17 protein-coding genes are annotated in these 24,535 nt (G+C 64.1%); 8 read left to right on the top strand and 9 right to left on the bottom strand.

Features of this window, described 5'->3' with window-relative positions:
• Positions 1–15 precede the first annotated feature (15 nt).
• The 3 genes from AC1A0G_RS01905 (at position 16) to AC1A0G_RS01895 (ending at position 3,098) form a co-directional block, all read left to right on the top strand.
• Entirely contained in the window at positions 16–1,128 is a 1,113-nt protein-coding gene (locus tag AC1A0G_RS01905; RefSeq protein WP_476527068.1) for a LacI family DNA-binding transcriptional regulator, read from the top strand.
• Positions 1,129–1,232: 104 nt separating this feature from the next.
• Positions 1,233–1,796 carry a TetR/AcrR family transcriptional regulator gene (locus AC1A0G_RS01900; RefSeq protein ID WP_476527067.1) on the top strand — a complete coding sequence of 188 codons (564 nt, stop codon included), beginning with the start codon at positions 1,233–1,235 and terminating at the stop codon, positions 1,794–1,796.
• Between the two features lie 294 nt (positions 1,797–2,090).
• Positions 2,091–3,098: a hydroxyacid dehydrogenase gene (locus AC1A0G_RS01895; protein WP_476527066.1), complete on the top strand. Its 1,008-nt coding sequence runs from the start codon at positions 2,091–2,093 to the stop codon at positions 3,096–3,098.
• 175 nt (positions 3,099–3,273) lie between these two features.
• Here the strand turns inward: AC1A0G_RS01895 and AC1A0G_RS01890 are convergent, their stop codons facing one another.
• Positions 3,274–4,965, bottom strand: a complete 1,692-nt coding sequence (locus AC1A0G_RS01890) for a spermidine synthase (RefSeq protein ID WP_476527064.1) — start codon at positions 4,963–4,965, stop codon at positions 3,274–3,276.
• Between the two features lie 110 nt (positions 4,966–5,075).
• On the opposite strand from AC1A0G_RS01890, the gene AC1A0G_RS01885 reads away from it, so the two are divergent.
• The 3 genes from AC1A0G_RS01885 to ybaK all read left to right on the top strand — a co-directional run bounded on the left by AC1A0G_RS01885 (position 5,076) and on the right by ybaK (position 7,718).
• Positions 5,076–5,801, top strand: a complete 726-nt coding sequence (locus tag AC1A0G_RS01885; RefSeq protein WP_476527062.1) for a thiamine diphosphokinase — start codon at positions 5,076–5,078, stop codon at positions 5,799–5,801.
• 189 nt (positions 5,802–5,990) lie between these two features.
• The gene (gap, locus tag AC1A0G_RS01880) at positions 5,991–7,049 is read left to right on the top strand and encodes a type I glyceraldehyde-3-phosphate dehydrogenase (protein ID WP_476527061.1); all 1,059 of its coding nucleotides are present in this window, start codon (positions 5,991–5,993) and stop codon (positions 7,047–7,049) included.
• A gap of 159 nt (positions 7,050–7,208) precedes the next feature.
• Positions 7,209–7,718: a Cys-tRNA(Pro) deacylase gene (gene ybaK, locus AC1A0G_RS01875; RefSeq protein WP_476527059.1), complete on the top strand. Its 510-nt coding sequence runs from the start codon at positions 7,209–7,211 to the stop codon at positions 7,716–7,718.
• A 344-nt stretch (positions 7,719–8,062) separates the two neighbouring features.
• On the opposite strand, the gene AC1A0G_RS01870 is transcribed toward ybaK, so the two are convergent.
• A complete protein-coding gene (locus AC1A0G_RS01870) occupies positions 8,063–9,940 on the bottom strand; it encodes an oleate hydratase (RefSeq protein WP_476527057.1) in 1,878 nt (625 codons plus the stop codon).
• Positions 9,941–10,174: 234 nt separating this feature from the next.
• On the opposite strand from AC1A0G_RS01870, the gene AC1A0G_RS01865 reads away from it, so the two are divergent.
• Positions 10,175–10,480, top strand: coding sequence for a YhbY family RNA-binding protein (locus tag AC1A0G_RS01865; RefSeq protein WP_214372839.1), 306 nt, complete (start codon positions 10,175–10,177; stop codon positions 10,478–10,480).
• An 88-nt stretch (positions 10,481–10,568) separates the two neighbouring features.
• Positions 10,569–11,921, top strand: coding sequence for a metal-dependent hydrolase family protein (locus tag AC1A0G_RS01860; RefSeq protein WP_476527055.1), 1,353 nt, complete (start codon positions 10,569–10,571; stop codon positions 11,919–11,921).
• A gap of 386 nt (positions 11,922–12,307) precedes the next feature.
• On the opposite strand, the gene AC1A0G_RS01855 is transcribed toward AC1A0G_RS01860, so the two are convergent.
• The 7 genes from AC1A0G_RS01855 to AC1A0G_RS01825 form a co-directional block, all read right to left on the bottom strand.
• Positions 12,308–13,198 (bottom strand): aldo/keto reductase, encoded by an 891-nt coding sequence (locus AC1A0G_RS01855; protein WP_476527053.1) that lies wholly within the window; start codon positions 13,196–13,198, stop codon positions 12,308–12,310.
• 227 nt (positions 13,199–13,425) lie between these two features.
• Positions 13,426–13,842, bottom strand: coding sequence for a DUF4186 domain-containing protein (locus tag AC1A0G_RS01850; protein WP_476527051.1), 417 nt, complete (start codon positions 13,840–13,842; stop codon positions 13,426–13,428).
• Positions 13,843–13,962: 120 nt separating this feature from the next.
• Positions 13,963–17,532 (bottom strand): DNA polymerase III subunit alpha, encoded by a 3,570-nt coding sequence (dnaE, locus tag AC1A0G_RS01845; protein ID WP_476527049.1) that lies wholly within the window; start codon positions 17,530–17,532, stop codon positions 13,963–13,965.
• A 66-nt stretch (positions 17,533–17,598) separates the two neighbouring features.
• The gene (locus AC1A0G_RS01840; RefSeq protein WP_476527048.1) at positions 17,599–18,798 is read right to left on the bottom strand and encodes a DsrE/DsrF/DrsH-like family protein; all 1,200 of its coding nucleotides are present in this window, start codon (positions 18,796–18,798) and stop codon (positions 17,599–17,601) included.
• A gap of 35 nt (positions 18,799–18,833) precedes the next feature.
• The gene (gene thiF, locus AC1A0G_RS01835) at positions 18,834–19,643 is read right to left on the bottom strand and encodes a thiazole biosynthesis adenylyltransferase ThiF (RefSeq protein ID WP_476527047.1); all 810 of its coding nucleotides are present in this window, start codon (positions 19,641–19,643) and stop codon (positions 18,834–18,836) included.
• 47 nt (positions 19,644–19,690) lie between these two features.
• Complete coding sequence (argH, locus tag AC1A0G_RS01830) at positions 19,691–21,184, bottom strand: argininosuccinate lyase (RefSeq protein WP_476527045.1); 1,494 nt, start codon at positions 21,182–21,184, stop codon at positions 19,691–19,693.
• A 136-nt stretch (positions 21,185–21,320) separates the two neighbouring features.
• Positions 21,321–24,515: a type I restriction endonuclease subunit R, EcoR124 family gene (locus AC1A0G_RS01825; RefSeq protein WP_476527044.1), complete on the bottom strand. Its 3,195-nt coding sequence runs from the start codon at positions 24,513–24,515 to the stop codon at positions 21,321–21,323.
• Between the last annotated feature and the right edge of the window lie 20 nt (positions 24,516–24,535).

Genomic DNA, 24,535 nt, shown 5'->3' with positions numbered 1-24,535 from the left:
AAGGACAGTGACACCGTGGCAGAGCAGAACGACGGCAAGACCGCAGCTACCCCCGCAACCCTGATGGACGTGGCGAGGAAGGCCGGCGTATCCATCGCCACCGCGTCCCGTGTGCTCAACGGCAGCACGCGCAAGGTACGCAACGATTCGTACGTGAAGGTGATGGAGGCCGCGAAACGGCTCAACTACCGCCCGAACGCCTACGCGCAGGCCGTGGCCAAGGGCACCGCGCCGAGCATCGTGCTGTTGGTCTCCGATATCTCCGACCCGTATTTCGCCTCCGTGTCGCAGGCCGTGGTCAAGGCGGCCGGCGAGCAAGGCATCGCCGTGACGATCGGCGTGGCGGCCGGCCCCAAGGAGGAGCTGGAGGCGGTGCGCAAGGCGGTGACGACCCGCCCGCGTGGCATCATCATTTCGGAAAGCGAGTACGTGGATTCCCCCGAGCGCAAGACACTGGAGTCGGAGCTCAAACAATACGAGGCGTCGGGCGGCCGCACGGTGTTCATCATGAACCGCAATCTGCCGTTCCCGGCCGTGGACGTGGCCAATGAGGTCGGCGCGAGGGCGATCACCAAGCTCGTCGTCGATTCGGGATACCGTCGGCCGGCGATTCTGAAGGGCGACGACAACCATCGCTCGTCGCGTGAGCGCCTGGCCGGCGTGATGGACGTGCTCGCCAAGGCCGGCATCAGCGTGGACCCGGCGGCGGTGGCCAACGGGCGGTTCAGCCGTACGGAAGGATACGCGGCCGTCATGCAGATGGTCCGCTCCGGACTGCTGACGGCCGGCGACGGCGCGGCATACGGCGGGGCCGGCGTGGATTCGATCATCGCATTGAACGACGTGATGGCGATCGGCGCGATGACCGCCCTGCGGGCGAACGGCATCGAGCCGGGAGAACAGATCGGCGTCACCGGATTCGGCGACATCCCCTATTCGGCGGACGTGCACCCGTCGCTGACCACCGTGCATCTGCCGCTGGCGGAAATGGGACAGGCCGCGGTCGAACGCATCCTGTCCGCACCGGATGACACGGCCGACAGCGTCTCCGTGCAGTCCGCGAACCGACTCATCTTCGTGCAGAGCGCGCCCGACATCGTCCTGCGCGAATCCCTGCCCCGCCGCTGACGCTTCAGCATCATTGCGAGGCCCGCACCACCATCCCCTTCCCGATCCTGCGACCATACGCGGCATGAGTACGACCGTACGCTTTGCCGTGTATGGTCGTATTCATGAGCGCAGCCAAGACACCATCCCGCCGGACCGATCCCGACCGCAAACAGCGGATCATCGACGCCTGTCTCGACGTGATCGCCGAACGCGGGGTCAACGGCACGTCGCACCGCATCGTCGCGGCCGCCGCCGGGGTGCCGCTCGGGTCGATGACCTACCATTTCGACGGCATGGCCGATCTGCTGCATCAGGCGTTCGACCAGTACGCGCAGCAGTGCATCGACCGGTTCGCGGCGCGCATGGCCGCGGCAACGGACGCCGACGAGGCCTGCGCGGCGATCACCGAGCATATCGCCGGTTCCGACCTGCTGGGTTCGCAGCGCGAACTGAACATCAATCTCGAGTTCTATACGCTGGCCGCCCGCGAACCGGCTTACCGGGACATCGCCGAACGGTGGATGGCCGCGAGCCGCGCGCAGATCGAACGGTTCTTCGACCCCGCAACCGCCGCATTGCTCGACGCGCTGATCGAGGGCCTGACCCTGCACCGGGCGCTGGGCACCACGCCGATCGATCCGCGGCTCATCGCCGAAGGCGTGCGGCGCATGGTCTGCGGCAAGTGACCGCCGGCCCCGGCATGCGCGCAGCCACGGAGGCATCTCGCCGCAGCGACTCCGTCCATCCCATCCGCCGCGCCCCGGCCACGCAGCCGGCCGCCGCGTTTCACCCGCGCGGCGCAGCGCGACACGCGGAAACATTTTGGTAAGGGCTTACCAAATATCCAATCATGACGCCAATCCCAGCACATACGCCATATTTCCGGCGATATATCAATCCTTTTATTTGGACTGCGCACCCACGGAAGTGCTATAGTATTCCACGTACGGAAATCGCTTTCCAATGAAGGAGTATCACCCATGTCCGAGTCCAAGCCGAAAGTCGTGCTCACCATGCATCCCGCCAATCTGGTGGACAAGCTGATGAACGACACCCAGTGGGAACGCCTGAACGCCGTGGCCGACGTCGACCGCAACGTCATCGAGGACTTCCATGCCGACGGCGTCGAAGACCGGATCAAGGACGCCGACTACATCTTCTCCGGCTGGGGCCCCGACGCCCGCGTCGACGCCGAGACGCTCGCCAAGATGCCCAAGCTCAAAGGCATCGCGGCCGCCGCCGGCAACGCGTGGCGACTGCTCACCCCGGAGGCGCTCGAGATCGTCAAGCAGCGCGGCATCCAGATGTCCAACTCCGGCTACGTCAACGGCATCCCGGTCGCCGAATACTGCATGGCGATGATCCTCATGGCCAACAAGGACTTCTTCCGCGCCGAGCGCATCTACCGCGAACGCCGCGAGTACATCAACCGCGAGGTCGAGTTCCCGACCGCCGGCAACTACGAGAAAACCGTGGGTCTGGTGACCGCCGGCTCGCGCATCGCCCGCCACCTGCTCGGCCTGCTCAAGGGCTATCGCCTCAACGTGCTGGCCGAATCCCGTTCGATGAGCGAGGAGGAGGCCGCCTCCCTCGGCGCCAAGAAGGCCGACCTCGAAACCGTGTTCCGCGAGTCCGACATCGTCTCGCTGCACACCCCGAGCCTGCCGGCCACGCAAGGCATGATCGGCGCGAAGTACTTCAAGATGATGAAGGACGGCGCGTGGTTCATCAACTCCGCGCGTGGCGCCGTGGTGGACGCCGACGCGATGATCGCCGAGCTGAAGACCGGCCGCATCAACGCGATCCTCGACGTGACCGATCCGGACGAGCCGCTGTCGGCCGACTCGCCGCTGTGGGACATGCCGAACGTGATCCTCACCCCGCACATCGCCGGCTCCGAGGGCACCGAACTGCAGGGCATGGGCGAGAACGTGGTCAACGAGCTCACCCACATGATCAAGGGCGAGCCGCTCGACTTCGGCGAGTGAGCCGCTTCTCTTCCCGGCACGTCATCGCTCTCGCTCAATAAAAGGCCGTAGGTGCGCACGATCGCGACGATCCCGCTCGCCTACGGTCTTTTCGTATCCGTCAGACGACCATATGCGCGCGCATGCATGCCGACCAAACGCGCCCGGTGGTCGTCGCCTCGGCCGCCCAAACTCCTCACTGCACGGCCCGAAGCAGCCCCGCGATGCCTTCCTTCCTCAGCAGATCGCGGTACGGCCCGGCCTGTTCGGCGATGATGTTGTCGATCGCGCGCATGCCGAGCACCTCGACCGGCGCCTTGTCGTCGGTCAGGATCGTCGCGTCAGCCTTATCGCGCGGATCGTCGACCGTCGTCATCCGTCCGGCCACCGCGTTCATCGTCGCGGCGAGCTCGTGGCTATGCGTGCGGTCGTACGTGCGCGTCTCCAGCGTCCCGGCGTCGGTCACCGACTCCATGTCCTCGCCGTCCTTCATCGCGGTGGTCGCCCCGGAGATGTCCATCGTCTTGGCGAACAGTTCGCGGTTCGTCGTGTTCGGCACGTCGGCCGTGCGCACGTTGGCCGAACCGAACACGGTCGAGATCGTGTCGGTGAGCGCCTCGTTGATCGAGCCGCGGCCGTCCGAGATCATGTTCATGTTGACGACCATCACGCCGCCGGGATTGAGGTGCTTCCTGACCATCGTGAAGAACTCGGTCGAGCTCATCTGGAACGGGATGGTGATGTCCTGGTACGCGTCGACCATGATCACGTCGTACGTGTCCCGGCTGGCGGCGAGCCATGCGCGCCCGTCGTACGTCGACACGTCGATGTCGCTCGGCTCGCTGAAATACTCGCCCGCCAGCCGCGTGATCTTGCCGTCGATCTCCACTCCGGTGATCGCCATGTCCGGATAGTACTGGCGCAGCTGGCGCGCATACGTGCCGGTGCCCATGCCGAGGATGAGCGCGGAATCGGCCTGATCGGCGAGCGCGGGCGCGGCCAGCGCGGTGTCGTAGTACATGCCGGTCAGTCCCGGTCGCTTCATGGTGACGGACTGCACGCCGAAGAGCACATTGGTCGACAGGATCGTGCGGTCGGACAGGTTCTTGACCTGCAGGTAGTTGTAGATCGACTCGCCCTCGTAGGCGATGGTCGAACGGTTCTCCCAGAACGCGAAGCCGGTCATCGGCGAGAACACGCCGGAGACGACGAAGATCACGACCGCGACGGCGCAAGCGACGCGGCGCACGCGCGCGGCGAGGAAGTAGACGACCGGCAGGCACAGCAGCAGCCCGGAGAAGATGAGGAACGTGACGAACGTGCCCACGGCGGGGATCGTGACGAATGTCGGCAGGAACGTGCCGAGGATCGAGCCGACCGTGTTGCAGGCCGACAGCCGGCCGACGACGGACGCGTTGTCGTCGAGCGAATCGGTGGCGAACTTGTTGAGGCCGGGAGTGACGGTGCCGAGCAGGAACAGCGGCGGCACGAAGATGATCATGCAGCTGACGAACGCGGCGATGACGAGGAAGTTCGTGGAGACGGTGACGATGAGCAGGCCGGAGACCGCGATGATGAGATACTTGCCGACGAGCGGGATCAGTGCGATCCAGACCGCGGCGACGAGGATGCGGAAGTACAGTTTGTCGGGGTTGGGGTCGCGGTCGGTCCAGCGGCCGCCGAAGACCGCGCCGAGCGCGAGGGCGATCATGATGGTGCCGATGATGATGGTCCACACGATCTGCGAGCTGGAGAAGTAGGGCGCGAGCAGCCGCGACGCGCCGAGTTCGGCGGCCATGACGGCCATGCCGGAGAAGAATTCGGTGATGTACAGGAAGATCTTCGACTTGAGGATTGGACGCTCGGTCTTCGTATCCGCCTTCGCCATGCGCTCCCCCGTTCTCGTTCGCTCGATGCCTGTACCTTGCGAGACTACACCACAGGCATGCCCTGACGCACTGGGCGGCAAAGCCCCCGGCGAGGCGTAGAGTGGAGCGCATGAGCGAACAGACTTGCGTGATTTTCGGCGCGGGAGAATACTACGCCGGCCGTCCCGTCGTGCCCGAGGGCGCGTTCGTGATCGCGGCGGACGGCGGACTGGACCACACCCGCGCGCTCGGCATCCGCGCCGACGTGGTGATCGGCGACTTCGATTCACTGCACGGCGCGCGCCCGGCCGACGCGGAGCATACGATCGCGCTGCCGAGCGAGAAGGACGATCCGGACATGCTCTCCGCGCTCAAGGTCGGCTGGTCTCGCGGCTGCCGCACGTTCCACATCTACGGCGCGCTGGGCGGGCGCATCGACCACACGATCTCCGGCATCCAATTGATGACGCTGCTCGCGCATCACGGCGGCATCGGGTTCCTGCACGGCGACGGGACGATCGTCACGGCGATCTGCGACGGCGCGCTTGCGTTCGCCGCGCACGAGGCCGTGCCCGGGCGCATGGTGTCGGTGTTCTCGCATTCCGACGTGTCGCGCGGCGTGAACGAGCCGGGGCTCAAGTACGAACTGATCGACGGCACGCTGACCAGCGACACCGTGCAAGGCGTGAGCAACGAGTTCCGTTCCGGCGTGCCGGCCGAGATCAACGTGCATGACGGCACGTTGATCGTCACGTTCCCGGCCGAGGCGCCGATGCCGGAACTGACGCGCTACCGCGAGTTCGGCGGCGATCTCGGCGCGCTCGACACGCACGTCTCCCCCATCTTGGTGAAGTGAACACGGTCCGCGGTCGGACGGCGTGGTCGCCTCTGGTATGTGAGCGTTCACGGAAAGTTTGCCCAATACGCGAAAACACGCCCGGCAAACGTTGCGCATAGTACAGACGGCGCATTAGAGTGGGTCATGTTGGTAAACAATGGCCTTGTGTGTGTTCGCGCGCAGGGTCACCCTACAAGGGAGAATTACATGACAGTTAAGATTGGTATTAACGGCTTCGGTCGTATCGGTCGTCTTGCCTTCCGCCGCATCTTCGATCTGCAGCAGAAGGGTGGCGAGGCCGCCGATATCGAAGTCACCGCTATCAACGATCTGACTTCCCCGTCCGCTCTCGCCTACCTGCTGAAGTACGACAGCACCCACGGCACCTTCAAGCACGCTGACGGCACCCCGGTCGACGTCAAGGCCACCGACTCCGCCATCGTCGTGGACGGCAAGGAGTACCCGGTGTACGCCGAGCCGGATGCGAACAACATCCCGTGGGTCAAGAACGACGGTGTCGAGTTCGTCCTCGAGTGCACCGGCTTCTACACCTCCGCCGAGAAGTCCCAGGCTCACCTGAACGCCGGCGCCAAGAAGGTCCTGATCTCCGCCCCGGCCAAGGACGCCACCACCCCGACCGTCGTGTTCGGCGTGAACCACGAGATCCTGAAGCCGACCGACAACATCGTGTCCGCCGGCTCCTGCACCACCAACTCCATGGCCGCCATGGTCAAGCTGCTGAACGACAAGTTCGGCATCAAGGTCGGCTTCATGACCACCGTCCACGCCTACACCGGCACCCAGATGATCCTGGACGGCCCGCGTGGCAAGAAGTCTGGCCGCGACCTGCGCGCCGCCGCCATCAACACCATCCCGCACTCCACCGGTGCCGCCAAGGCCATCGGCAAGGTCGTGCCGGAGGTCAACGGCAAGCTGCAGGGCCACGCTCAGCGCGTCCAGGTCCCGGACGGCTCCATCACCGAGCTGACCACCGTCCTGAACACCGAGACCACCGTTGACGAGATTAACGCCGCGTTCAAGGAAGCCTTCTCCGACACCCCGTACTACGGCTACAACGAGGATGGCATCGTCTCCGGCGACATCATCGGCGACACCCACGGTGGCGTCTTCGATCCGACCCAGACCGACGTCAACACCGTTGACGGCGTGACCATGGCCCGCACCGTTGCCTTCTACGACAACGAGTACGGCTTCACCTCCAACATGGTCCGTACCCTCGAGTACTTCGCTGAGATCTCCGAGTGAATCCGCGCGGGTTCGCCCGCTGATTCATGACGAATCGATCTGGTAGAGGAAAGCCTCGCCCCGCCTCCACGCGGAGCGGGGCTTTTTGCATGACGGCGTGTATCGCGTGACGGCACGTTCGCTATGCGCTGTAGCGCGACGACTCTATAGTGGGGCGATATGAGCAAGAAATCCAAGAACGAGAAGGGCAAGGGCTCGACGCCGGCGACCGTGCAGCTGGAGAAGGCCGGCGTGCCGTTCGAGACGTACGAATACGAACATTCCAACGATCATATGGACGACGGCTACGGCGTGGAGGCGGCCACCAAGCTCGGCTTCGACGAGCATCAGGTGTTCAAGACGCTGATGGCCGACACCGGTTCCGAACGCGTGGTGGGCGTGGTGCCGGTGAGCGGGCACATGGATCTGAAGGCGCTGGCCGCGGCGGTCGGCGCGAAGAAGGCCGCGATGGCCGACCCGAAGGTCGCCATGCGCGAGTCGGGCTATGTGGTCGGCGGCATCTCCCCGCTCGGCCAGAAGGTGCATCACAAGACCGTGCTCGACGAGAGCGCGCTGCAGTTCGATCGTATCCTGCTGTCGGGCGGCAAGCGCGGCTTCTCGATCGGCATCGCGCCGGCCGACCTTCTCAAGGTGCTGAACGCCGTCGCCGCCCCCATCGGCACCTGGTGACACGTTGATACCGCACGTATCGGAATCACGCGTTGCGTGATGCTGGCGGAGCCTTGGCTCCCTCGGCTGAGGGCCGAGCCGTGAAGCAAACACCGGCGGTGTTTGTAGGTGAGGTGCGAGCGACAGCGAGCCAACAGAGCGCGGCCGCAGGCCGTCCGCAATTGCAGGACGCTGTCAGCTGCAGGCTGACTGAGGGAGCGTCGCGGCCGAAGGCCGCCAATAACGCAGTATCGCGCAACGCGCGATTCCAATAACAGGCGCACATACCCCGTACAACACGAATGGCGGTTTGCCCTCACCACCCAAGTGAGCACAAACCGCCATTCGCGCTATACAACCACCCGTCAGATCACGCCGTATTCCTTGAGCAGCGTGGCGATGTCGGTGCCGTCGAGCTTCTTCAAGACCTTGCCCAGCACCGCACGCTCCACGAAGTTGAGCTTCATGTCCGTCACCGGCGCGCCGTCGCGCAGCTTGACGGTCGCGTTGAGCAGGTTTCTCACGTCGTAGACGCTGCCCCACACCTCCGGCACGCCGCGATCCACGTCGAGCAGCGTGTAGACCGCCTCCATGCCGGTGCGCATCGAGTATTCGGTGGTGAAGATCGTGTCGCGCGGCGTTTCGGCGAACTGGCCGAGGAACGCGAAGTTGACCGAACCGTCCGGCACGACGTCCGGACGGTCGCCGGCCGCGCGCGGCATAAAGAAGGCCGTGATGTACGGCATCATAACCGGCACCGTGTTGGCGTGCCGCTTGGCGAGCGCCTCGATCTTGTCGGTCGGCACGCCCATGTGGTAGAGCCACTCCTCGCAGATCTCCTCGCCGGTGCATTCGGTCATCGGCTTCTTCACGTAGTTGCCGGGCTTGTCGGGGAACAGACCGTACACCCACACGCACAGCTGGTCCTTGGGCTGGTCGCGGAACTGCTGCTGACGGTTGAGCGTCCAGCTCATGAGCCAGTTGGAGTCGGTGACGGTGACGATGCCGCCGGTGACGACGTTGCCGGAGAACGGGTCGCGCTTGCAGATGCGCTGGATGTACGGCGGGATCTCCTTGTCGAGCGTGGTCACGGTGGCGCTCATCCACTTGGTGGCCTGCGGGTCGGAGCAGAACGTGTCCGGGTGGCCGAAGCTCGGGTCCTGCTTGGCGATGCGACGCCACATGTCCCAGCCGCCGCCGGGTTTGATATCCGGGTTCCACGGGGCGGGCGAGTTCTGCGAGCCCATCGTGGAGTTTTCGACGCAGCCGCCGTTGGTGATGAACACGTAGTCGTCCGGCGTCAGGTCGACGGACGACTTGTCGCCGTCGTGGTCGAGGTCGATGCGTACGGCGATCTTCTTGGTCGGCGTGGAGTACGGGTTGCGCTTGAACACGCCGGACGTGGCCTGGACTTTGAGGATCGTGTCCTGGCCGACGCCGGTGTGCTCGCGTTTGGGGCCGTCTCCCCCGCCGATCGCGAACTCGACGTTCTCGACCTTGGTGTTGTAGTGGAACTGCACGCCGTGCGCCTCGAGGTACTTGACCATCGGCAGGATCATCGACTCGTACTGGTTGTATCGGGTGAAGCGCAGCGCGCTGAAGTCCGGCAGGCCTCCGATGTGGTGGATGTAGCGCTTGATGTACAGCTTCATTTCGAGTGCGGAATGCCAGTTCTCGAACGCGAACATGGTGCGCCAGTACATCCAGAAGTTGGAGTTCAGCACCTCGTCGTCGAAGAAGTCGGTGATCGGCTTGTCGTACAGGTCCTCGTCGGGCGTGAAGAACAGTTTCATGATCTCCATCGATGCCTTGTCGCTAAGTCCGAACTTGCCGTTCGTTTCGGCGTCGTGACCAAGATCCTTGGTGGCGCGGCACAGCGAGTAGTTGGGGTCGCGCTTGTTGAGCCAGTAGTATTCGTCGAGCACGGAGACGTCGGGCGTTTCGATGGACGGGATGGAGCGCAGCAGGTCCCACATGACCTCGAAGTGGTTGTCCATTTCGCGTCCGCCGCGCATCACGTAGCCGAGGCCGGGGATTTCGGCGCCGTCGCATGCGCCGCCGGGCACGGAGTCCTTTTCGAAGATGTGGATGTTCTTGCCGGGCATCTGTGCGTCGCGCACGAGATAGCACGCGGCGGACAGTGCCGCGAGCCCGGTGCCGATGATGTAGGCCGACTTATGGTCGACGCCTTCCGGCTTGCAGGGCCGTGCGAACGCTTCGTAGTTGCCGTTGGAATAGTACATGTTCCGCCTCCTTGACGGTGGAGTTTGACATCACGTCAACTTTGACTCGATAGACATGATGTCGCATTTTCTCGACTCCCGCTATAGACACTAGCCTGTGTTGTGTCGAAAATCCAGAGTCACACGCGCTCATCTGCCCGCGCCGGTATGCTCGTATGAGGCATCGCGTACGATATGACGGCACGCGACAGACACGACAGACATCAGGACAGTCAAGGACAGGTAAGGAATCACATGGCACTGACCAAGAAGCAGACCAAGCAGCTGCGCGCGCTGGCGAACCCGCTCAAGCCGCTGCTGTTCATCGGCAAGAACGATCTGACCGACGCGGCCGTCAAGCAGGCGTCCGAGACGATGGACAGCCACGAGCTGCTCAAGATCGCCGTGCAGGATGGCTCGGGCCTGACCGCGAAGGAGGCCGCCGAAAGCCTCGCCGGCCAGATCGGCGCGGAAGTGGTGCAGGTCATCGGCAACCGCTTCGTGCTCTTCCGCCGCTCCAAGCGCGACGACATCGAGCACATCCAGCTCGTGCGTGAGTAATCTCACGCGCCAAACATCACGGCTCCCGTGCGCCATGCCGGGAGCCGAAGCATATCAACCTATAATCTGATCGCAAAGGAGCATTCAGATGACCACCATTCAGCCACACGAATCTCACGAACCGTTCGCCATCACCCACGCATCCGTCATCACCGGAGACAATGCGGGCACCACGCTCGAGGACACGACCATCCTCGTCGGCGCCACCGGCCGCATCGAACAGGTCTCCCCCAGCATCGCCACACCGATCCCGGACGGCTACCGCATGCTCGACGCGACCGGCAAAACCGTGATGCCGGGCCTGATCAACGCACACGTCCATCTGTTCTCCGACGGCCGGCCGCTCAACCCGAAGATGGCCACGCCGCGCGGCCAGCGCATCACCGCGGCGATCATGCACTCGCCGGTCGGCAAACCGTATCTCAAGGCCCGGGCCAAGGCGAGCGTCACGACGTTGCTCAACTCGGGCGTCACCACGATCCGCACGCTGGGCGACGTCGGCTATGAGGCGGTCGAACTGCGCGAGAAGATCAGCGACGGGCGCATGACCGGCCCGCGCATCCTCGCATCCGGCCCGCTGTTGGCGATCCCGGAAGGCCACGGCGCCCCTCTGATCGCGTTGACCGGTGAGACGCCGGACGATATGGCCCGCAATACGCGGGAGAACATCGAGCATGGCGTGAACGCGATCAAGATCGCGGCGACCGGCGGCGTGACCGACGCGCAACGGCTCGGCGAGGCCGGCAACCCGCAGATGAGCGTCGATCAGATGCGCGCGATCTGCGACGTGGCGCATGAGGCCGGCGTGATCGTCGCCGCGCATGCGCAGAGTCCGGAGGGCGTCAAGCGGGCGCTGTTGGCCGGCGTGGACACGATCGAGCATGGCAGCGAACTTGATCCGTCGATGATCGAACTGTTCCGGCACAATCCGCATGCGTTGCGCGGATGGTCGGCGCTGATGCCGACGATATCGGCCGGATTGCCGATGACGTTGCTCGACCGGGAGACGACCGGCATTACGGACATCCAGTTGGCAAACGCGCGCACGGTGGTGGCCGGCATGCTGGCCGGCGCGAACGACGCGCACGACGAGGACCTGCGCGTGGGCGTCGGCACGGATACGGCGATGACGTTCGTGACGCAGTACAACACGTGGCGCGAGCTGGATCTGCTGGTCAAGCGGGCCGGGTTCACGGCGGCCGAGGCGATTCACGCGGCCACGCTGGGCAATGCGGAGATCCTCGGCGTGAGCGATGTGACCGGTTCGATCGAGATCGGCAAGGCGGCCGATCTGCTCGTGCTCGAGGGCGATCCACTGCTCGACCTGCGCGTGCTCAAGGAGCCGGTGCTGGTCGTCGCCAACGGTTCGCCGGTCTGGCGTCCGAAGGTACGTCGCTTCGACGACATCGACGCCCTGCTCGACCGCGCCTATCGGGAGTAGATATTGATGACACGTCGTCATGTATCGGTATCGGTCTACGGCCGATACTGCGTCATGGCGGCTCACGCCGTGGCACCTCAACCCGGGCTTCGCACCACCCGTCCTGCAATTATGGACGGACTTCGTCCGCGTAACGGGATCGCGCTTCGCGCGATGCTGCGTTATTAGCGGCTGGCGCCGCAGTACCCCAACCCGGCGCTTCGCGCCACCCTCCCCTAAGAGGGGAGGGAAGTGTTTTGCCTTTCCCTCCCCTCTTAGGGGAGGGTGGCAGCGAAGCTGACGGGTGGGGTACTGTCGAGCGGCAAGGCCGCGAGACTCAACAAACAGCATCGCCCGCACATCAGTGCGGGCGATTCCCATATCAGCGTGTTGTTCGTTCGGTCGCGTCAGATGTTACCGCGCACGTGCTGGTCGGCCCACGACTGGGAGTGGGTGAACGTGGCCGGATCGGCGCTCACGTTACCGTGCGGGTCGTGCAGCGCGTCGATGGCGGCGAGTTCGGCGTCGGTCAGGTCGAAGTCGGCGCTGGCGAGGTTCGCCTTCATGCGTTCGACATGCTTGGACTTCGGGATGATGATGCGCCCCTCCTGCGTGTGCCAGCGCAGCACGACCTGCGCCGGGGTGACGCCGTGGGCCTTGGCGGCCGCGACGACCGGCTCGGATTCGATGTCCTTGCCGTGGCCGAGCGGGCTGTACGCCTCGGCGACGATGCCGTGCGCCTTGCAGAACGCGAGATTGCCGGGCTGGCTGAAGCGCGGGTGGACCTCGATCTGGTTGACGGCCGGCGTCTCGCCGGAATCGTCGATCACGCCGCGCAGATGCTCGGGCAGGAAGTTGCTGACGGCCGGCACGCGGATTGCGCCTTCGTCGCGCAGCTTGAGCAGCGCCTGCCACGTTTCCTTGTAGAAGCCGGCGGCGGCGAACGGCCAGTGGATCAGGTACATGTCGATCACATCGACCTTGAGCTTGCGACGGGACTCGTCGAACGCGACCATCGCCGAATCGTAACCCTGATCGCAGTTGCGCAGCTTGGTGGTGACCCACACCTTGCCGGCCATGCCGGTGGCCTTGAGCGCGTCGCCGACCTGCTCCTCGTTGTAGTAGGCGGCCGCGGTGTCGATGTGGCGGTAGCCGATCTCCAGCGCCTCCTCGACCGCACGCTGCGTGTCTTCGGGCGGAATCTGGAACGTGCCGAATCCGATCTGCGGGATCACCGAATGGAACTTGTCGTTCAACGTGATCTCAGGCGATGCCGTAACGCCGTTATCCTCAGCCATCATTGCCCCTTTCAGCATGATCTGTCCTATGCAATCACCATGCTATACCCAATATGGCATACAAAACAATCGGTTACGCGTGCCAATCATCGATAAAACATCGGATGCTGGCGGAGCCTCGGCTCCCTCGGCTGAGGGAGCTGTCAGCCATCGGCTGACTGAGGGAGCGTCAAGGGGACAGACATCTTCGACGAGAACACAACGTCAACACAATATGGCGGCTCGTCTCACCGCACCGGATGATCGATCAGGTCACGTTCGATCCACGCCATCACCAGATCGGCAAGTCGATTCACCTCGTCGTCGCTCAGCGCACGCCCCTTGGGGATATGATGCCATTTCTCGATGCACCCGCGGCAGCAGGTGGCGGTCGCGTGCTGCGCGGTGAACACCGGATGCCCACGCCACGGCGTCTGCCGCCCGTCATTCCTCGGTTCGGCATCACCCACCCGCGAGCGCAGCATCTCGCGCGCATGCCGGTCGATCACCGCCTTGCCCTTCGCACGCGCATACGCCCGGTCCTTGTCCGACAGCACGAACTTCGCCCGAAACGCCGACTTCGACAGCCGAGCCAACGTCTCCTCGACCCATCGCGCGTCGCCGGCACCGAACGCGTCCGCCTCACCGCCTGCATGCCCAGTCATATGATCAGTCCGATCAGTCATGCCTCCGGCATATCGCCGCCCCTGGTCAAACGGACCGGAAACGGCAGACACAACACACACATCGCACCGATCAACGTCTCACGAACGCACCGAAACAACCTACGCGGCAGGCAGACAGCTCGGCCCGAACAGCATCTTGATGTCGACCATCAACGACGTGTTGCGCTGGACGCGGAACCGGTCGCCGAACGTCATCACCGTCGCATTGCCCTCGTCGTCCACAATCGCAAGCTTGACCTCGCAATAGCCGGGATGCGCGTGCAGCACCTGCGCAAGACGGTTCATGTTCTCCTTGTTCAACGCGGACTGCGGCAGCATCAGCATCACCGGCCGCTCGTCGGCGGACTCCAGCACCGGCACCTGCATTTCGGTCGCCCGCAGGCTCACCGTCTCGTCGCGCACCTCGACCTGGCCGCGGATCTGCACCACCGTGTCGACCTTCAGCTCGGTGGCGGCCGTCTCGTACACCTTGCCGAAGAACATGCACTGGATCGAGCTTTCCATGTCCTCGATGTTGACGATGGCCCACGGATTGCCCTTCTTGGAAACGCGCCGGTCCACGCTGGTGATCAGACCCGCGATCAGGACCTGCTGGCCGTCGCCCATCGTCCGCGCACGGTCGATCAGATGCGCGATCGACATCTCGCGCAGGTTCGCCAGAATCGACTGCATGCCGTTCAACGGATGGTCGGACACGTACAGGCCGAGCATCTCACGTTCGCGGTTCAGCTTCTCCTTCTTGTCCCACTCCTCGATGTCGGGCACGGTGACGGTCGCGTCGCCCATCGCCGCCGCTCCCCCGTCCTCGTCGTCGGCGAACAGGTCGAACTGGCCTTCCGCCTGCTTGCGTTTGATGCCGACAACCGAGTCGATCGCCGCCTGGTGAATAGTGAACAGGGCGCGACGGTTCGGGTCGATCGAGTCGAACGCGCCGGCCTCGATCAACGACTCGACCATGCGCCGGTTCAGCGCGCTCAGCGGCACGCGGCGGATGAAGTCCATGAAGTTGACGTACTTGCCGCGAGGGCTTTCGCGTTCGGCGATGATGTCGCGCACCGGAGCCTCGCCGACGTTGCGGATCGCGCCGAGGCCGAATCGCACGACGTCGCCGACTGCGGAGTACTCGTACACCGATTCGTTGACGTCCGGTGAGAGCACCTGGATGCCCATGCGCCGAGCCTCGCCCAGGTACAGCGCGGTCTTGTCCTTGTTCGTGGACGCGCCTTGCAGCAGGGCGGCCATGAACTCGACCGGGTAATGGGTCTTGAGGTACGCGGTCCAGTACGAGATCAGACCGTACGCGGCCGAATGCGCCTTGTTGAACGCGTAGCCGGAGAACGGGACCAAGATCTCCCAGATAGCCTCAGCGGCCTCCTCGGAGTAGCCGTGCTCCTTCATGCCCGCGAAGAACGGCACCTTCTCCTTGGCCAGCACTTCGGGCTTCTTCTTGCCCATCGCTCGACGCAGCACGTCTGCCTTGCCGAGCGAGTAGCCGGCGAGGATTCGCGCGGCGGACTGCACCTGCTCCTGGTAGATGATCAGGCCGTAGGTTTCGTCAAGCACGGCCTTGAGCGGCTCGTCGAGTTCGGGATGGATCGGTTCGATCTTCTGCAGGCCGTTCTTGCGCTTGGCGTAGTTCGTGTGCGATTCCATCGACATCGGGCCCGGTCGGTACAGGGCGATAAGTGCGGAGATATCGTTGAAGTTGGTGGGCTTCAGCGTTCTCAGCAGCGAGCGCATGCCGTCGCCATCGAGCTGGAAGACGCCGAGCGTGTCGCCGCGCGACAGCAGTTCGTAGGTCGCCTTGTCGTCGAGCGGGATCTTCGTATGGTCGATCTTGCCCTTGCCGTTGAGTTCGATGTTGCGGATCGTGTCGCGGATGGTCGTCAAGTTGGACAGGCCGAGGAAGTCCATCTTGACCAGGCCGAGCGTTTCGCACGTATGGTATTCGAACGTGGTGGTGACGGTGCCGTCGGTGCGTTCCAGCAGCGGCGACGTGTTGGTGATCGGTGCGGAACCCATGATCGTGGCGCACGCGTGCACGCCGGTCTGGCGGATCAGGCCCTCGATGCCCTTGGCCTCCTCGGTGATGCGCTTGGCGTCCGGGTCGGAATCGTACAGTTCGCGGAATTCGCGCGCCTCGGCGTAGCGTTTCGCCTTCGGGTCGAAGATGTCGTGCAGGCTGATGTCCTTGCCGCCGGTGGCCGCCGGCGGCAGCGCCTTGGTGACCTTCTCACCCACCGAGAACTCGTATCCCATGATGCGGGCGGAGTCCTTGAGCGCCTGCTTGGTTTTGATCGTGCCGTAGATCACGCACTGCGCGACCTTGTCGTGGCCGTACTTGTCGGCCACGTATTCGAGCACGCGGCCGCGGCCGTCCGGGTCGAAGTCGACGTCGATATCCGGCAGGGAGACGCGTTCCGGGTTGAGGAATCGTTCGAAGATCAGACCGTGCTTCAACGGGTCGAGTTCGGTGATGCCCATCGCGTAGGCGACCATCGCGCCTGCGGCGGAGCCTCGCCCGGGGCCGACCATCACGCCATGCTCCTTGGCCCAGTTGATGTAGTCGGCCACGACGAGGAAGTAACCGCAGAACTGCATCTGACAGATCACGCCGCACTCGTAGTCGGCCTGTTTGAGCACCTCCATCGGCGGGTGGCCGTTGTAGCGGCGTTCGAGGCCCTCCTCGACCTTCTTCAGGAACAGCGACGTCTCGTCCCAACCTTCGGGGCAGTCGAACTGCGGCATGAACGCGCCGTCCTCGTGATCGTCGAAGATCACGTTGCAGCGGTCGGCGATCTCGAGCGTGTTGTCGCACGCCTCGGGGAAGTCCTTGAACAGTTCGCGCATCTGCTCGGCCGATTTGATGTAGTAGCCGGAGCCGTTGAACTTGAAGCGGTTCGGGTCGTCGAGCCGGCTGCCGGAGTTGATGCACAGCATCGCGTCCTGCGCGTCACGGTCCTCCTCGAGCACGTAGTGCGAGTCGTTGGTGGCGAGCAGCGGCGCGTTGAGCTTCTTCGCGATGGTGAGCAGGTCCTTGGTGACCTGCGTCTCGATCGTCAGGCCGTGGTCCATGAGTTCGATGAAGAAGTTGTCGCGGCCGAAGATGTCTTGGAATTCGCCGGCTACGCGCAACGCGTCGTCGAACTGGCCGAGGCGGAGCCTGGTCTGGATGATGCCAGAGGGGCAGCCGGACGAGGCGATCACGCCTTTGGAGTATGTGGCGAGCACGTCCTTGTCCATACGCGGGTAGCGGGCGACGCGGCCTTCGAGATTGGCGACGGACGAGGCCTTGATGAGGTTGACGAGGCCCTCGTCGTTCTCGGCCCACATGGTCAGGTGGGTGATCAGGCCGCCGCCGGACACGTCGTCGTCGTGCTGTTCTTCGGTGCCCCAGTGGACGCGCGACTTGTCCTGACGCGCGGTTTCCGGCGTCACGTACGCCTCGATGCCGATGATCGGCTTGATGCCGGCGTTGACGGCGGTGCTCCACAGTTCGTAGGCGCCGTGCATGTTGCCGTGGTCGGTAATGCCGACCGCGGGCATGCCGAGTTCCTTGACCCGGTCCACCAGATTCGGGATCTTCGACGCACCGTCAAGCAGCGAGTAGTGCGTGTGATTGTGCAGATGGACGAAGCTCTTTCCCGATTCAGTCATGCGTTCCACCATACCTCATGCCCTTGGCGGGGATGGCGAAGGAACGTTCGCCGGCAGGGAACGCCCGGACCGTCGCCGTCAGACGAACAGGCTCATGTCGCTGGTCTCGCCCGCCCCGAGGAACGTGCTCACGCCGCCGAGTTCCACGCCGTCGATGAGCTCCTCCTTGCGGATGCCCATGATGTCCATCGACATCTGGCATGCGACGAGCCGCACGCCGTGGTCGGTGGCCTGCTTCATGAGTTCCTCGAGCGAGGCGACGTTCTTGGATTTCATGATCCAGCGGATCATCTTCGCGCCGATGCCGCCCATGTTCATGCGGCTCAGGCCCAGCTGTTTGGTGCCGCGCGGCATCATGAAGCCGAACATGCGCTCGACGAGGTTCTTGGCGACGCGCACGCGCTTGGGCTTGCGCAGGATGTTCAGGCCCCAGAACGTGAAAAAGATCGTGACCTTGCGGCCCATCGCGGCCGCGCCGTTGGCCATGATGAACACGGCGATGGTCTTGTCGAGGTCGCCGCTGAAGACGACGAAGGTCTTGTCGTGGAGCACGTCGCCGCCAGCGGATGCGGTGGCTGCTGCGGTCGTGGCAGCAGCGCCGACCGTCTGCGTAGCGGTCGTGTCGCCGGCCGGCGTGCCCTTTTCCAGTTCGGCATGGATGATGCCGTTGCCGTCTTCGCGCGTCAGGCTGAGCAGCGTGTTGCCGGTGCGTTCGGCCCATACCGCGATGTCGGAGCAGAACGCGTCCTCGGTGGCTTCGACCGTGAGCCTGGTGCCGGCCGGTTCGGGGCGCAGCGCGTCGGCCACGGCGACGATCGGGCCGGGGCATTTGAGTCCCTTCGCGTCGATGTGCAGCGTCTTGGGCGCGGCGGCTGCGACGAGCGCGGCGGTATCCGTCTTGGACGCAGTCGTGCCATCGGCCACACTGTCAGCCGTTGCATCGTCCACGCATCCGGCGTCACGCAGCGCGGCGAATCCGCCGTCCAGATTGATCGCCTCATAGCCGCGGTCGGTCAGGATCTCACACACCTGCTCGCTCCAGTCGCCCACGCGGCAGAACACGACGACCGGCTTGCCGGTCGGCACCGAGCCGAGCCGCTGGCCGATCTGGTCGAACGGGATGTTGATCGCGTCCTTGACCGGGTGCACGATCACCTCGTCCGGTTCGCGCAGATCCAGCAACGTGACCGTGCCGTGGTCGAGCGCGGCGAATTCCGCCGGCGTGATGTGCCGGTATTCGTCGTTCGTGTCATTGTCCCCATGCAATGCGATGGCCATATCGTTCCCCTTCCTTGACTGTCGTATGCAATGCGTCAGATCGCGCACGCCGGCTGGATGTAGTTCTCCGGGTCGAGCGAGGTGATGGTCGGATGGTCGCCGCATACCGCGCATTCGGGCACGCGCCCCGGCAGCGGCACGCGGCGCACGTTCATGGTGAGCGCGTCGACGGTGAGCATGCGGCCGATCAACGGCTCCCCCACGCCGACGATGAGCTTGACCGCTTCGGTGGCCTCGAGGCTGCCGATCACGCCGACGACCGCGCCGAGCACGCCCGCCTCCTTGCAGGTCGGTACCTCGCCCGCCGGTGGCATCTCCTCGAAGATGCAGCGGTAGCACGGCCCTTCGCCCGGCACCACGTCCATGAGCTGCCCGGCGAATCCGACGACGCCCGCGTGGATGAACGGTTTGCCGGCGAGCACGCACGCGTCGTTGATGAGGAATTTCGTGGCGAAGTTGTCGGTCGCGTCGATGACGAGATCGTACGGTTCGATGAGCGCGGCGATATTGCCGGCGTCGACGAGTTCGTTATGCTCGTCGACGGTCACGTCGGGGTTGAGCGCGCGGATAGCCGCGGCGGCCGACGCGACCTTGGGTTGACCGACGCGGGCGGTGATGTGGACGATCTGGCGTTGCAGGTTGCTCAGATCGACCACGTCGCCGTCCGCGAGTCCGATGCGGCCGACGCCGGCGGCGGCAAGGTAGAGCGCGGCCGGCGAGCCGAGGCCGCCCGCGCCGATGATGAGCACGCTGGCGGCCAGCAGCCGCTTCTGCCCTTTCGCCCCGACCCCTTTGAGGATCAGATGCCTGGCGTAACGTTCCAACTGTTCGTCATTCATCGCCATAATCGCGTTCCCCTCTGCCGGCCGCACCGGCCGCAATTCCGCGAATCCTACTTCTGCAGCAGCGATTCGGGCGTCTTGTACGCCGGACCGTCGGACACGGAGTTCGCGAACGCGCGCAGCGTCTCGATCGACGTCTTCGCGGCGACGATCTGCTCGCGCACGCGCAGCGGCGACGTGCCGCCCTTGCCGTTGCGGGCGGAGACGGAACCCTCGGTGGAGAGCACCTCACGCACCTGCGGCGCCTTGTCGGCCGGCAGGAAATCCTTGAACACGTCGATGAAGTCCTCGTCCGTCAGGTCCCACAGCTCCTGGCCGCGGCTTTCGGCGATCTTCACGCACGCGCCCGACAGTTCGTGCGCGTGGCGGAACGGCACGCCGTTCTTGACGAGCCATTCGGCGATGTCGGTGGCCAGCGCGAAGCCGGTCGGCGCCTCGGCCTCGAGACGGTCGTGGTCGAACTGCATGGTGGCGACCATGCCGGTGAACGCGGGCAGCAGCACCTCGAGCGTGTCGACCTGGTCGAACACGGCTTCCTTGTCCTCCTGCAGGTCGCGGGCGTATGCGGTCGGCAGTCCCTTGAGCGTGGCGAGCAGACCGGTCAGGTCGCCGATCAGACGGCCTGACTTGCCGCGCGCGAGTTCGGCGATGTCCGGGTTCTTCTTCTGCGGCATGATCGACGAGCCGGTCGAATACGCGTCGTCGAGGCGCACGAACGCGAATTCCTGCGTGTTCCAGATGATGATCTCTTCGGAAAGACGGCTGATGTCGACGCCGGTCATGGCGGCGATGAACGCGAATTCGGCGACGAGGTCACGCGAGGCGGTGCCGTCGATCGAGTTGGCGGTCACGTTCGAGAAGCCGAGTTCGCGGGCGACCGCGACCGGCTCAAGGCCGAGCGTGTTGCCGGCGAGCGCGCCGGAGCCGTACGGGCTGGCGTCGATGCGCTTGTCCCAGTCGGCGAGGCGCTGCACGTCGCGCAGGATCGGCCAGACGTGGGCCATGAGCTGGTGCGCGAGCAGGACGGGCTGGGCGTGCTGCATGTGGGTGCGGCCGGGCATGACGGTGCGGCCGGCGGCGACGGACTGTTCGATGAGCGCGTTGGCGAGGGCGAGCAGGAGCTTGGCGATGATGCGGCTGTGGCGGCGCAGCCACATGCGGATCAGGCAGGCGATCTGGTCGTTGCGGGAGCGTCCGGCGCGCAGCTTGCCGCCAAGTTCGTCGCCGGCGATGGCGAGCAGTCCGCGCTCGAGCGCAGTGGCCTCGTCCTCGTCGTCTTCGATCGGGGCGAACGCGCCGGAGTCGACGCGGCGCTGGAGTTCGTCGAGCGCGTCCTCCATGCGCTGCAGCTCGTCGGCGGTGAGGAGTCCGGCGCGGCCGAGGGCGCGCGCGTGGGCGCGTGAGCCGGCGATGTCGTCGTCCGCGAGACGCCAGTCGAACTGGGTGGACTTGCTCAGTCGGGCGAGCTCCGGCGACGGACCGGAGGTGAAACGACCGCCCCACAGGGCGAGATGCTCGGTGTTCTGCTCGGCGCTGTCAGCCATGCGTGTTGCTCCTTAGCTTCTGATGCTGTTGCGATACGTGGATAAGCGAATAGGCTTCTCATGCTCGTAAACCATCAAAAGCCTACCAGTCTCCGTAACCATTCACGGGCGTGCTCATTCGAGCGCGGTCGCGCGCTTACTCATCCATGTCGATGTCGTATCCGCCGCCGAGCACGAACCGGGTCAGTATGCGGCGCACTTCACGGTTCGCCTTGGGCTGCGTCAGCACCGTATGCCGCATCTGCTCGAGCGCGGCTTTCGCTCGCTTTTTGTCGACGGATTTGACCAGCGCGTCGAATCGCCCGTATTCGTTGAGCGTCAGTTCGGTGACGTGCTGCATGAGCAGTTCGTCGAGCAGCGACCGGTCGATGCCGGTACGGTCCACGAGTTTGTCGATCTGTTCGTCTTTCTCGCGTTTTGCGTACTGGGTGATGTATTCGCGCAACGTCATGCCGGGCTCCGGGTGGACATCGCCGCGTTCCACGTCGTGCAGGAACAGTTCGGCGAGACGCTGTTCATTGGCGGACAATGCGGCGAACGAGCGGTGCAGTTCCCGGGATGCGGCGGCCAGTTCGCCGTTGTCCTCGTGCAACGCCTTGAGCCATTTGTCGAAGTTGGCGTTCATGTAGTCGGTGTCGATGAGCCCGGTGTCGATTTCGGTGAGATAGCCTTCCAACTCGTACGGAGCTTCCGTATTCTCGGAGCCCGGGTCATCCCCGTCTTCGTTGTCATGGTCGTCGAACAGCTCCTTGTACCGCTGTGCGAGGATCAGGTACGTACGCTCGTCGATCTGCGGCTGGACCGTGGTGGTCCTGCCGTCCTCGTCCATGCACTCGAATGTCGGTTCATCCCAAGTGAATCCTTGGATTTTGGCCGCTTCGAGCGCCTTGTTGAGTTCCACGAACTCCTTGGCGAACTTGCGTTTCGCTTCCACCGATTCCGGCAGCCGCGCAAGGTCGCCCACGCCGGCCGACGCGAAGACGTCGCGGATTTCGGCGAGTCGCTCGTCCATGGCTTTGACGTTCTCGGGAAGTTTCTGCACGAACAGGTCGAGCGGCCGGTCGCCGGAATACAGTTTGACCGCGGCCTTGATGTTCTCGCGCATGGTGTGCGGCTTGCGGTAGTAGCGGATCGTGCCGAACGGCTTGTCGGGGCCGAACAGTCGGTTGGTGCGGCTGAAGGCCTGGATGATGCTCTCGTATTCGATGATCTTGTCGAGATAGAGGGTGTTCACCCATTTCGAGTCGAAGCCGGTGAGCATCTGGTCGACGACGATGAGCAGGTCGAGCCGCGCGTCGCGGTTCGTGTCGATGGTGCCGTAAGGGGCTTTGTGCGACAGGCGCGAGGAGATGTCCTTTTTCATCGCCGGCCAGTCCACGATGCCGAAATGCTTGCCGTACGTCGTGTTGTAGTCGGTCATGATTTCGGCGAGCGCATCGCTCTTGACGCTCGCCCCGGCGTTGTTGTCGACGTTCGGGTCGAACAGTGCGGTGACGCGCAGCTGCGGAGCCTGTTGTTTAAACAGGTGATAGTAGTTGATCGCTTCGGGGATGGAGCTGGTGGCGAGCATGGCGTGGAACTTGTTGCCGTGGCTGAGTACCGGAAACTGTTCGATGATGTCTTTGACGACCATGCCGGCGTGCGGTTTGCCGATGCCGTATTCGCCGGTTCCGAAGCATCCTTCGATGCTGGGACCGCGGCTGCCGTCGGCATCGACCGCCGACGCCAAGGGCATTTGCGTCTTGTCCATGTAATGCTCGTACACGTCGGCCTTGTCCGGGTCGTTGAGCGCTTCTTCCACGGTCGATGCCTTCGCCTGGTGCAATGCGACGGCGAGGCGTACGTCGGTGTCCTTGTAGGTGGTGACCATGGTTGGGTCGAAGCCGAGCACGTTGTGGTCGCGGATGCCGTCGGCGATGCTGTACCGGTGCAGGCAGCCGCCGAAGATCATCGCGGTGGTGGAGTGCTTCTTCTGGTTCTCGTCGAGGATCGGCGTGCCGGTGAAGCCGAAGAACATCGCGTTTGGGAACGAGCGGCGGATATCCTGCAGCATGTCGCCGAACGTGGAGCGGTGACATTCGTCGACGATGAACACGACGCGTTTGGCGGCGAGCCGGTCGAGTTCGGCTTGCGTGACGCCGCGTTCGCCGAGTTTCACGTTGCTCATTTTCTGGATGGAGGTGACGATGAGCGTGTCCTTGGGATCGTCGCTGGAGAGTTTGTCGCGCAGCACGCCCGTGTTTTCAGTGCCCTGCACATCATCCTCGCTGTCGGCGAAGGACTGGTATTCCTTGAGCGACTGCGTGCCGAGTTCGATGCGGTCCATGAGGAAGACGACCTTGTCGGCGTCCTTGGAGTCGGCGATGAGCTGCGCCGACTTGAAGCTGGTCATGGTTTTGCCTGAACCGGTGGTGTGCCACACGTAGCCGCCAGGGCGCCCCGGCACGGCGGGTCGGGCGTCCCAGTCGCACTTGCGTACCGCGTCGGAGATAGCGGATGCGGCGTAGAACTGGTAGCTGCGCAGTACTTTGAGGCATCCGTCAGCCGAGTCGGCAACGGTGTAGGAGCCGATGAGCTGGTGCGCCATCGGGATGGACAGGAGTTTCGCGCAGAACCGCTTCCATTCGTCCTCGCCGGGATGCTTGCCGCCGCAGATGGGCTCGTTGTTCCAGTCGGCCCAGTGGAAGTAGTAGCTCGGGTTGAATCGGTCCGCGCCCGGATTGGCGAAGTACACGGCGTCGTCGGAATTCATGGCGACGAATACCTGCACAAGCCGGAACAGTCCGGTGAACACGCCTTCGTGCGCGTATTTCTCGATCTGTTTGGTCGCCTGGCTGACGGGCACGCCGCTGCGTTTCAGTTCGATATGGATGAGCGGCATGCCGTTGATGAGCAGCACGAGGTCGCCGCGGCGTGAGTGGAGCATCGCGTTCTTGGCCGGGTAGACCGGCTGCCGCGCAATCTGATAAACGGTTTTCCCGCCGGCGATCTCCCGCCGGTCGTAGATGTAGAGGCTGATCTCCTTGCCGAAGTGCGCTTTGTCCTGTTTGTTGTCGCGTTTGATGGAGACGGTACGGCCGTTGATGAACGAGTTGAGCGCAAGCGGCGTGCGCAAGGTTTCGATCTGTTCGATGATCTGCGCCATTTCGCCGTCGGTCAGCGGATGATGGTCGAGCTGGTCGATACCGCAGTTGTTCTTGTAGAGGATGGATTTCCAGTTCTCGAGCAGATCATGTTCGGTCGGATACTTGAGCACGCCGTCCGTCCAGCCATGCTGCTGCAGCACCGTGATGACGTTCTCCTCGAAATCCGATTCCTTGTCAAAGATCATGGTCGGTTCCTTCTGTGTAT

This window comes from Bifidobacterium sp. LH_230, assembly GCF_056357555.1.
This window is presented reverse-complemented; position numbering and strand designations above follow the sequence as displayed.

Coding starts and splice junctions, on each gene's coding strand:
- AC1A0G_RS01900 (WP_476527067.1), top strand. CDS start 1,233: ATGAGCGCAGCCAAGACACCATCCCGCCGGACCGATCCCGACCGCAAA.
- AC1A0G_RS01895 (WP_476527066.1), top strand. CDS start 2,091: ATGTCCGAGTCCAAGCCGAAAGTCGTGCTCACCATGCATCCCGCCAAT.
- AC1A0G_RS01890 (WP_476527064.1), bottom strand. CDS start 4,965: ATGGCGAAGGCGGATACGAAGACCGAGCGTCCAATCCTCAAGTCGAAG.
- AC1A0G_RS01885 (WP_476527062.1), top strand. CDS start 5,076: ATGAGCGAACAGACTTGCGTGATTTTCGGCGCGGGAGAATACTACGCC.
- gap (WP_476527061.1), top strand. CDS start 5,991: ATGACAGTTAAGATTGGTATTAACGGCTTCGGTCGTATCGGTCGTCTT.
- ybaK (WP_476527059.1), top strand. CDS start 7,209: ATGAGCAAGAAATCCAAGAACGAGAAGGGCAAGGGCTCGACGCCGGCG.
- AC1A0G_RS01870 (WP_476527057.1), bottom strand. CDS start 9,940: ATGTACTATTCCAACGGCAACTACGAAGCGTTCGCACGGCCCTGCAAG.
- AC1A0G_RS01865 (WP_214372839.1), top strand. CDS start 10,175: ATGGCACTGACCAAGAAGCAGACCAAGCAGCTGCGCGCGCTGGCGAAC.
- AC1A0G_RS01860 (WP_476527055.1), top strand. CDS start 10,569: ATGACCACCATTCAGCCACACGAATCTCACGAACCGTTCGCCATCACC.
- AC1A0G_RS01855 (WP_476527053.1), bottom strand. CDS start 13,198: ATGGCTGAGGATAACGGCGTTACGGCATCGCCTGAGATCACGTTGAAC.
- AC1A0G_RS01850 (WP_476527051.1), bottom strand. CDS start 13,842: ATGACTGGGCATGCAGGCGGTGAGGCGGACGCGTTCGGTGCCGGCGAC.
- dnaE (WP_476527049.1), bottom strand. CDS start 17,532: ATGGTGGAACGCATGACTGAATCGGGAAAGAGCTTCGTCCATCTGCAC.
- AC1A0G_RS01840 (WP_476527048.1), bottom strand. CDS start 18,798: ATGGCCATCGCATTGCATGGGGACAATGACACGAACGACGAATACCGG.
- thiF (WP_476527047.1), bottom strand. CDS start 19,643: ATGGCGATGAATGACGAACAGTTGGAACGTTACGCCAGGCATCTGATC.
- argH (WP_476527045.1), bottom strand. CDS start 21,184: ATGGCTGACAGCGCCGAGCAGAACACCGAGCATCTCGCCCTGTGGGGC.
- AC1A0G_RS01825 (WP_476527044.1), bottom strand. CDS start 24,515: ATGATCTTTGACAAGGAATCGGATTTCGAGGAGAACGTCATCACGGTG.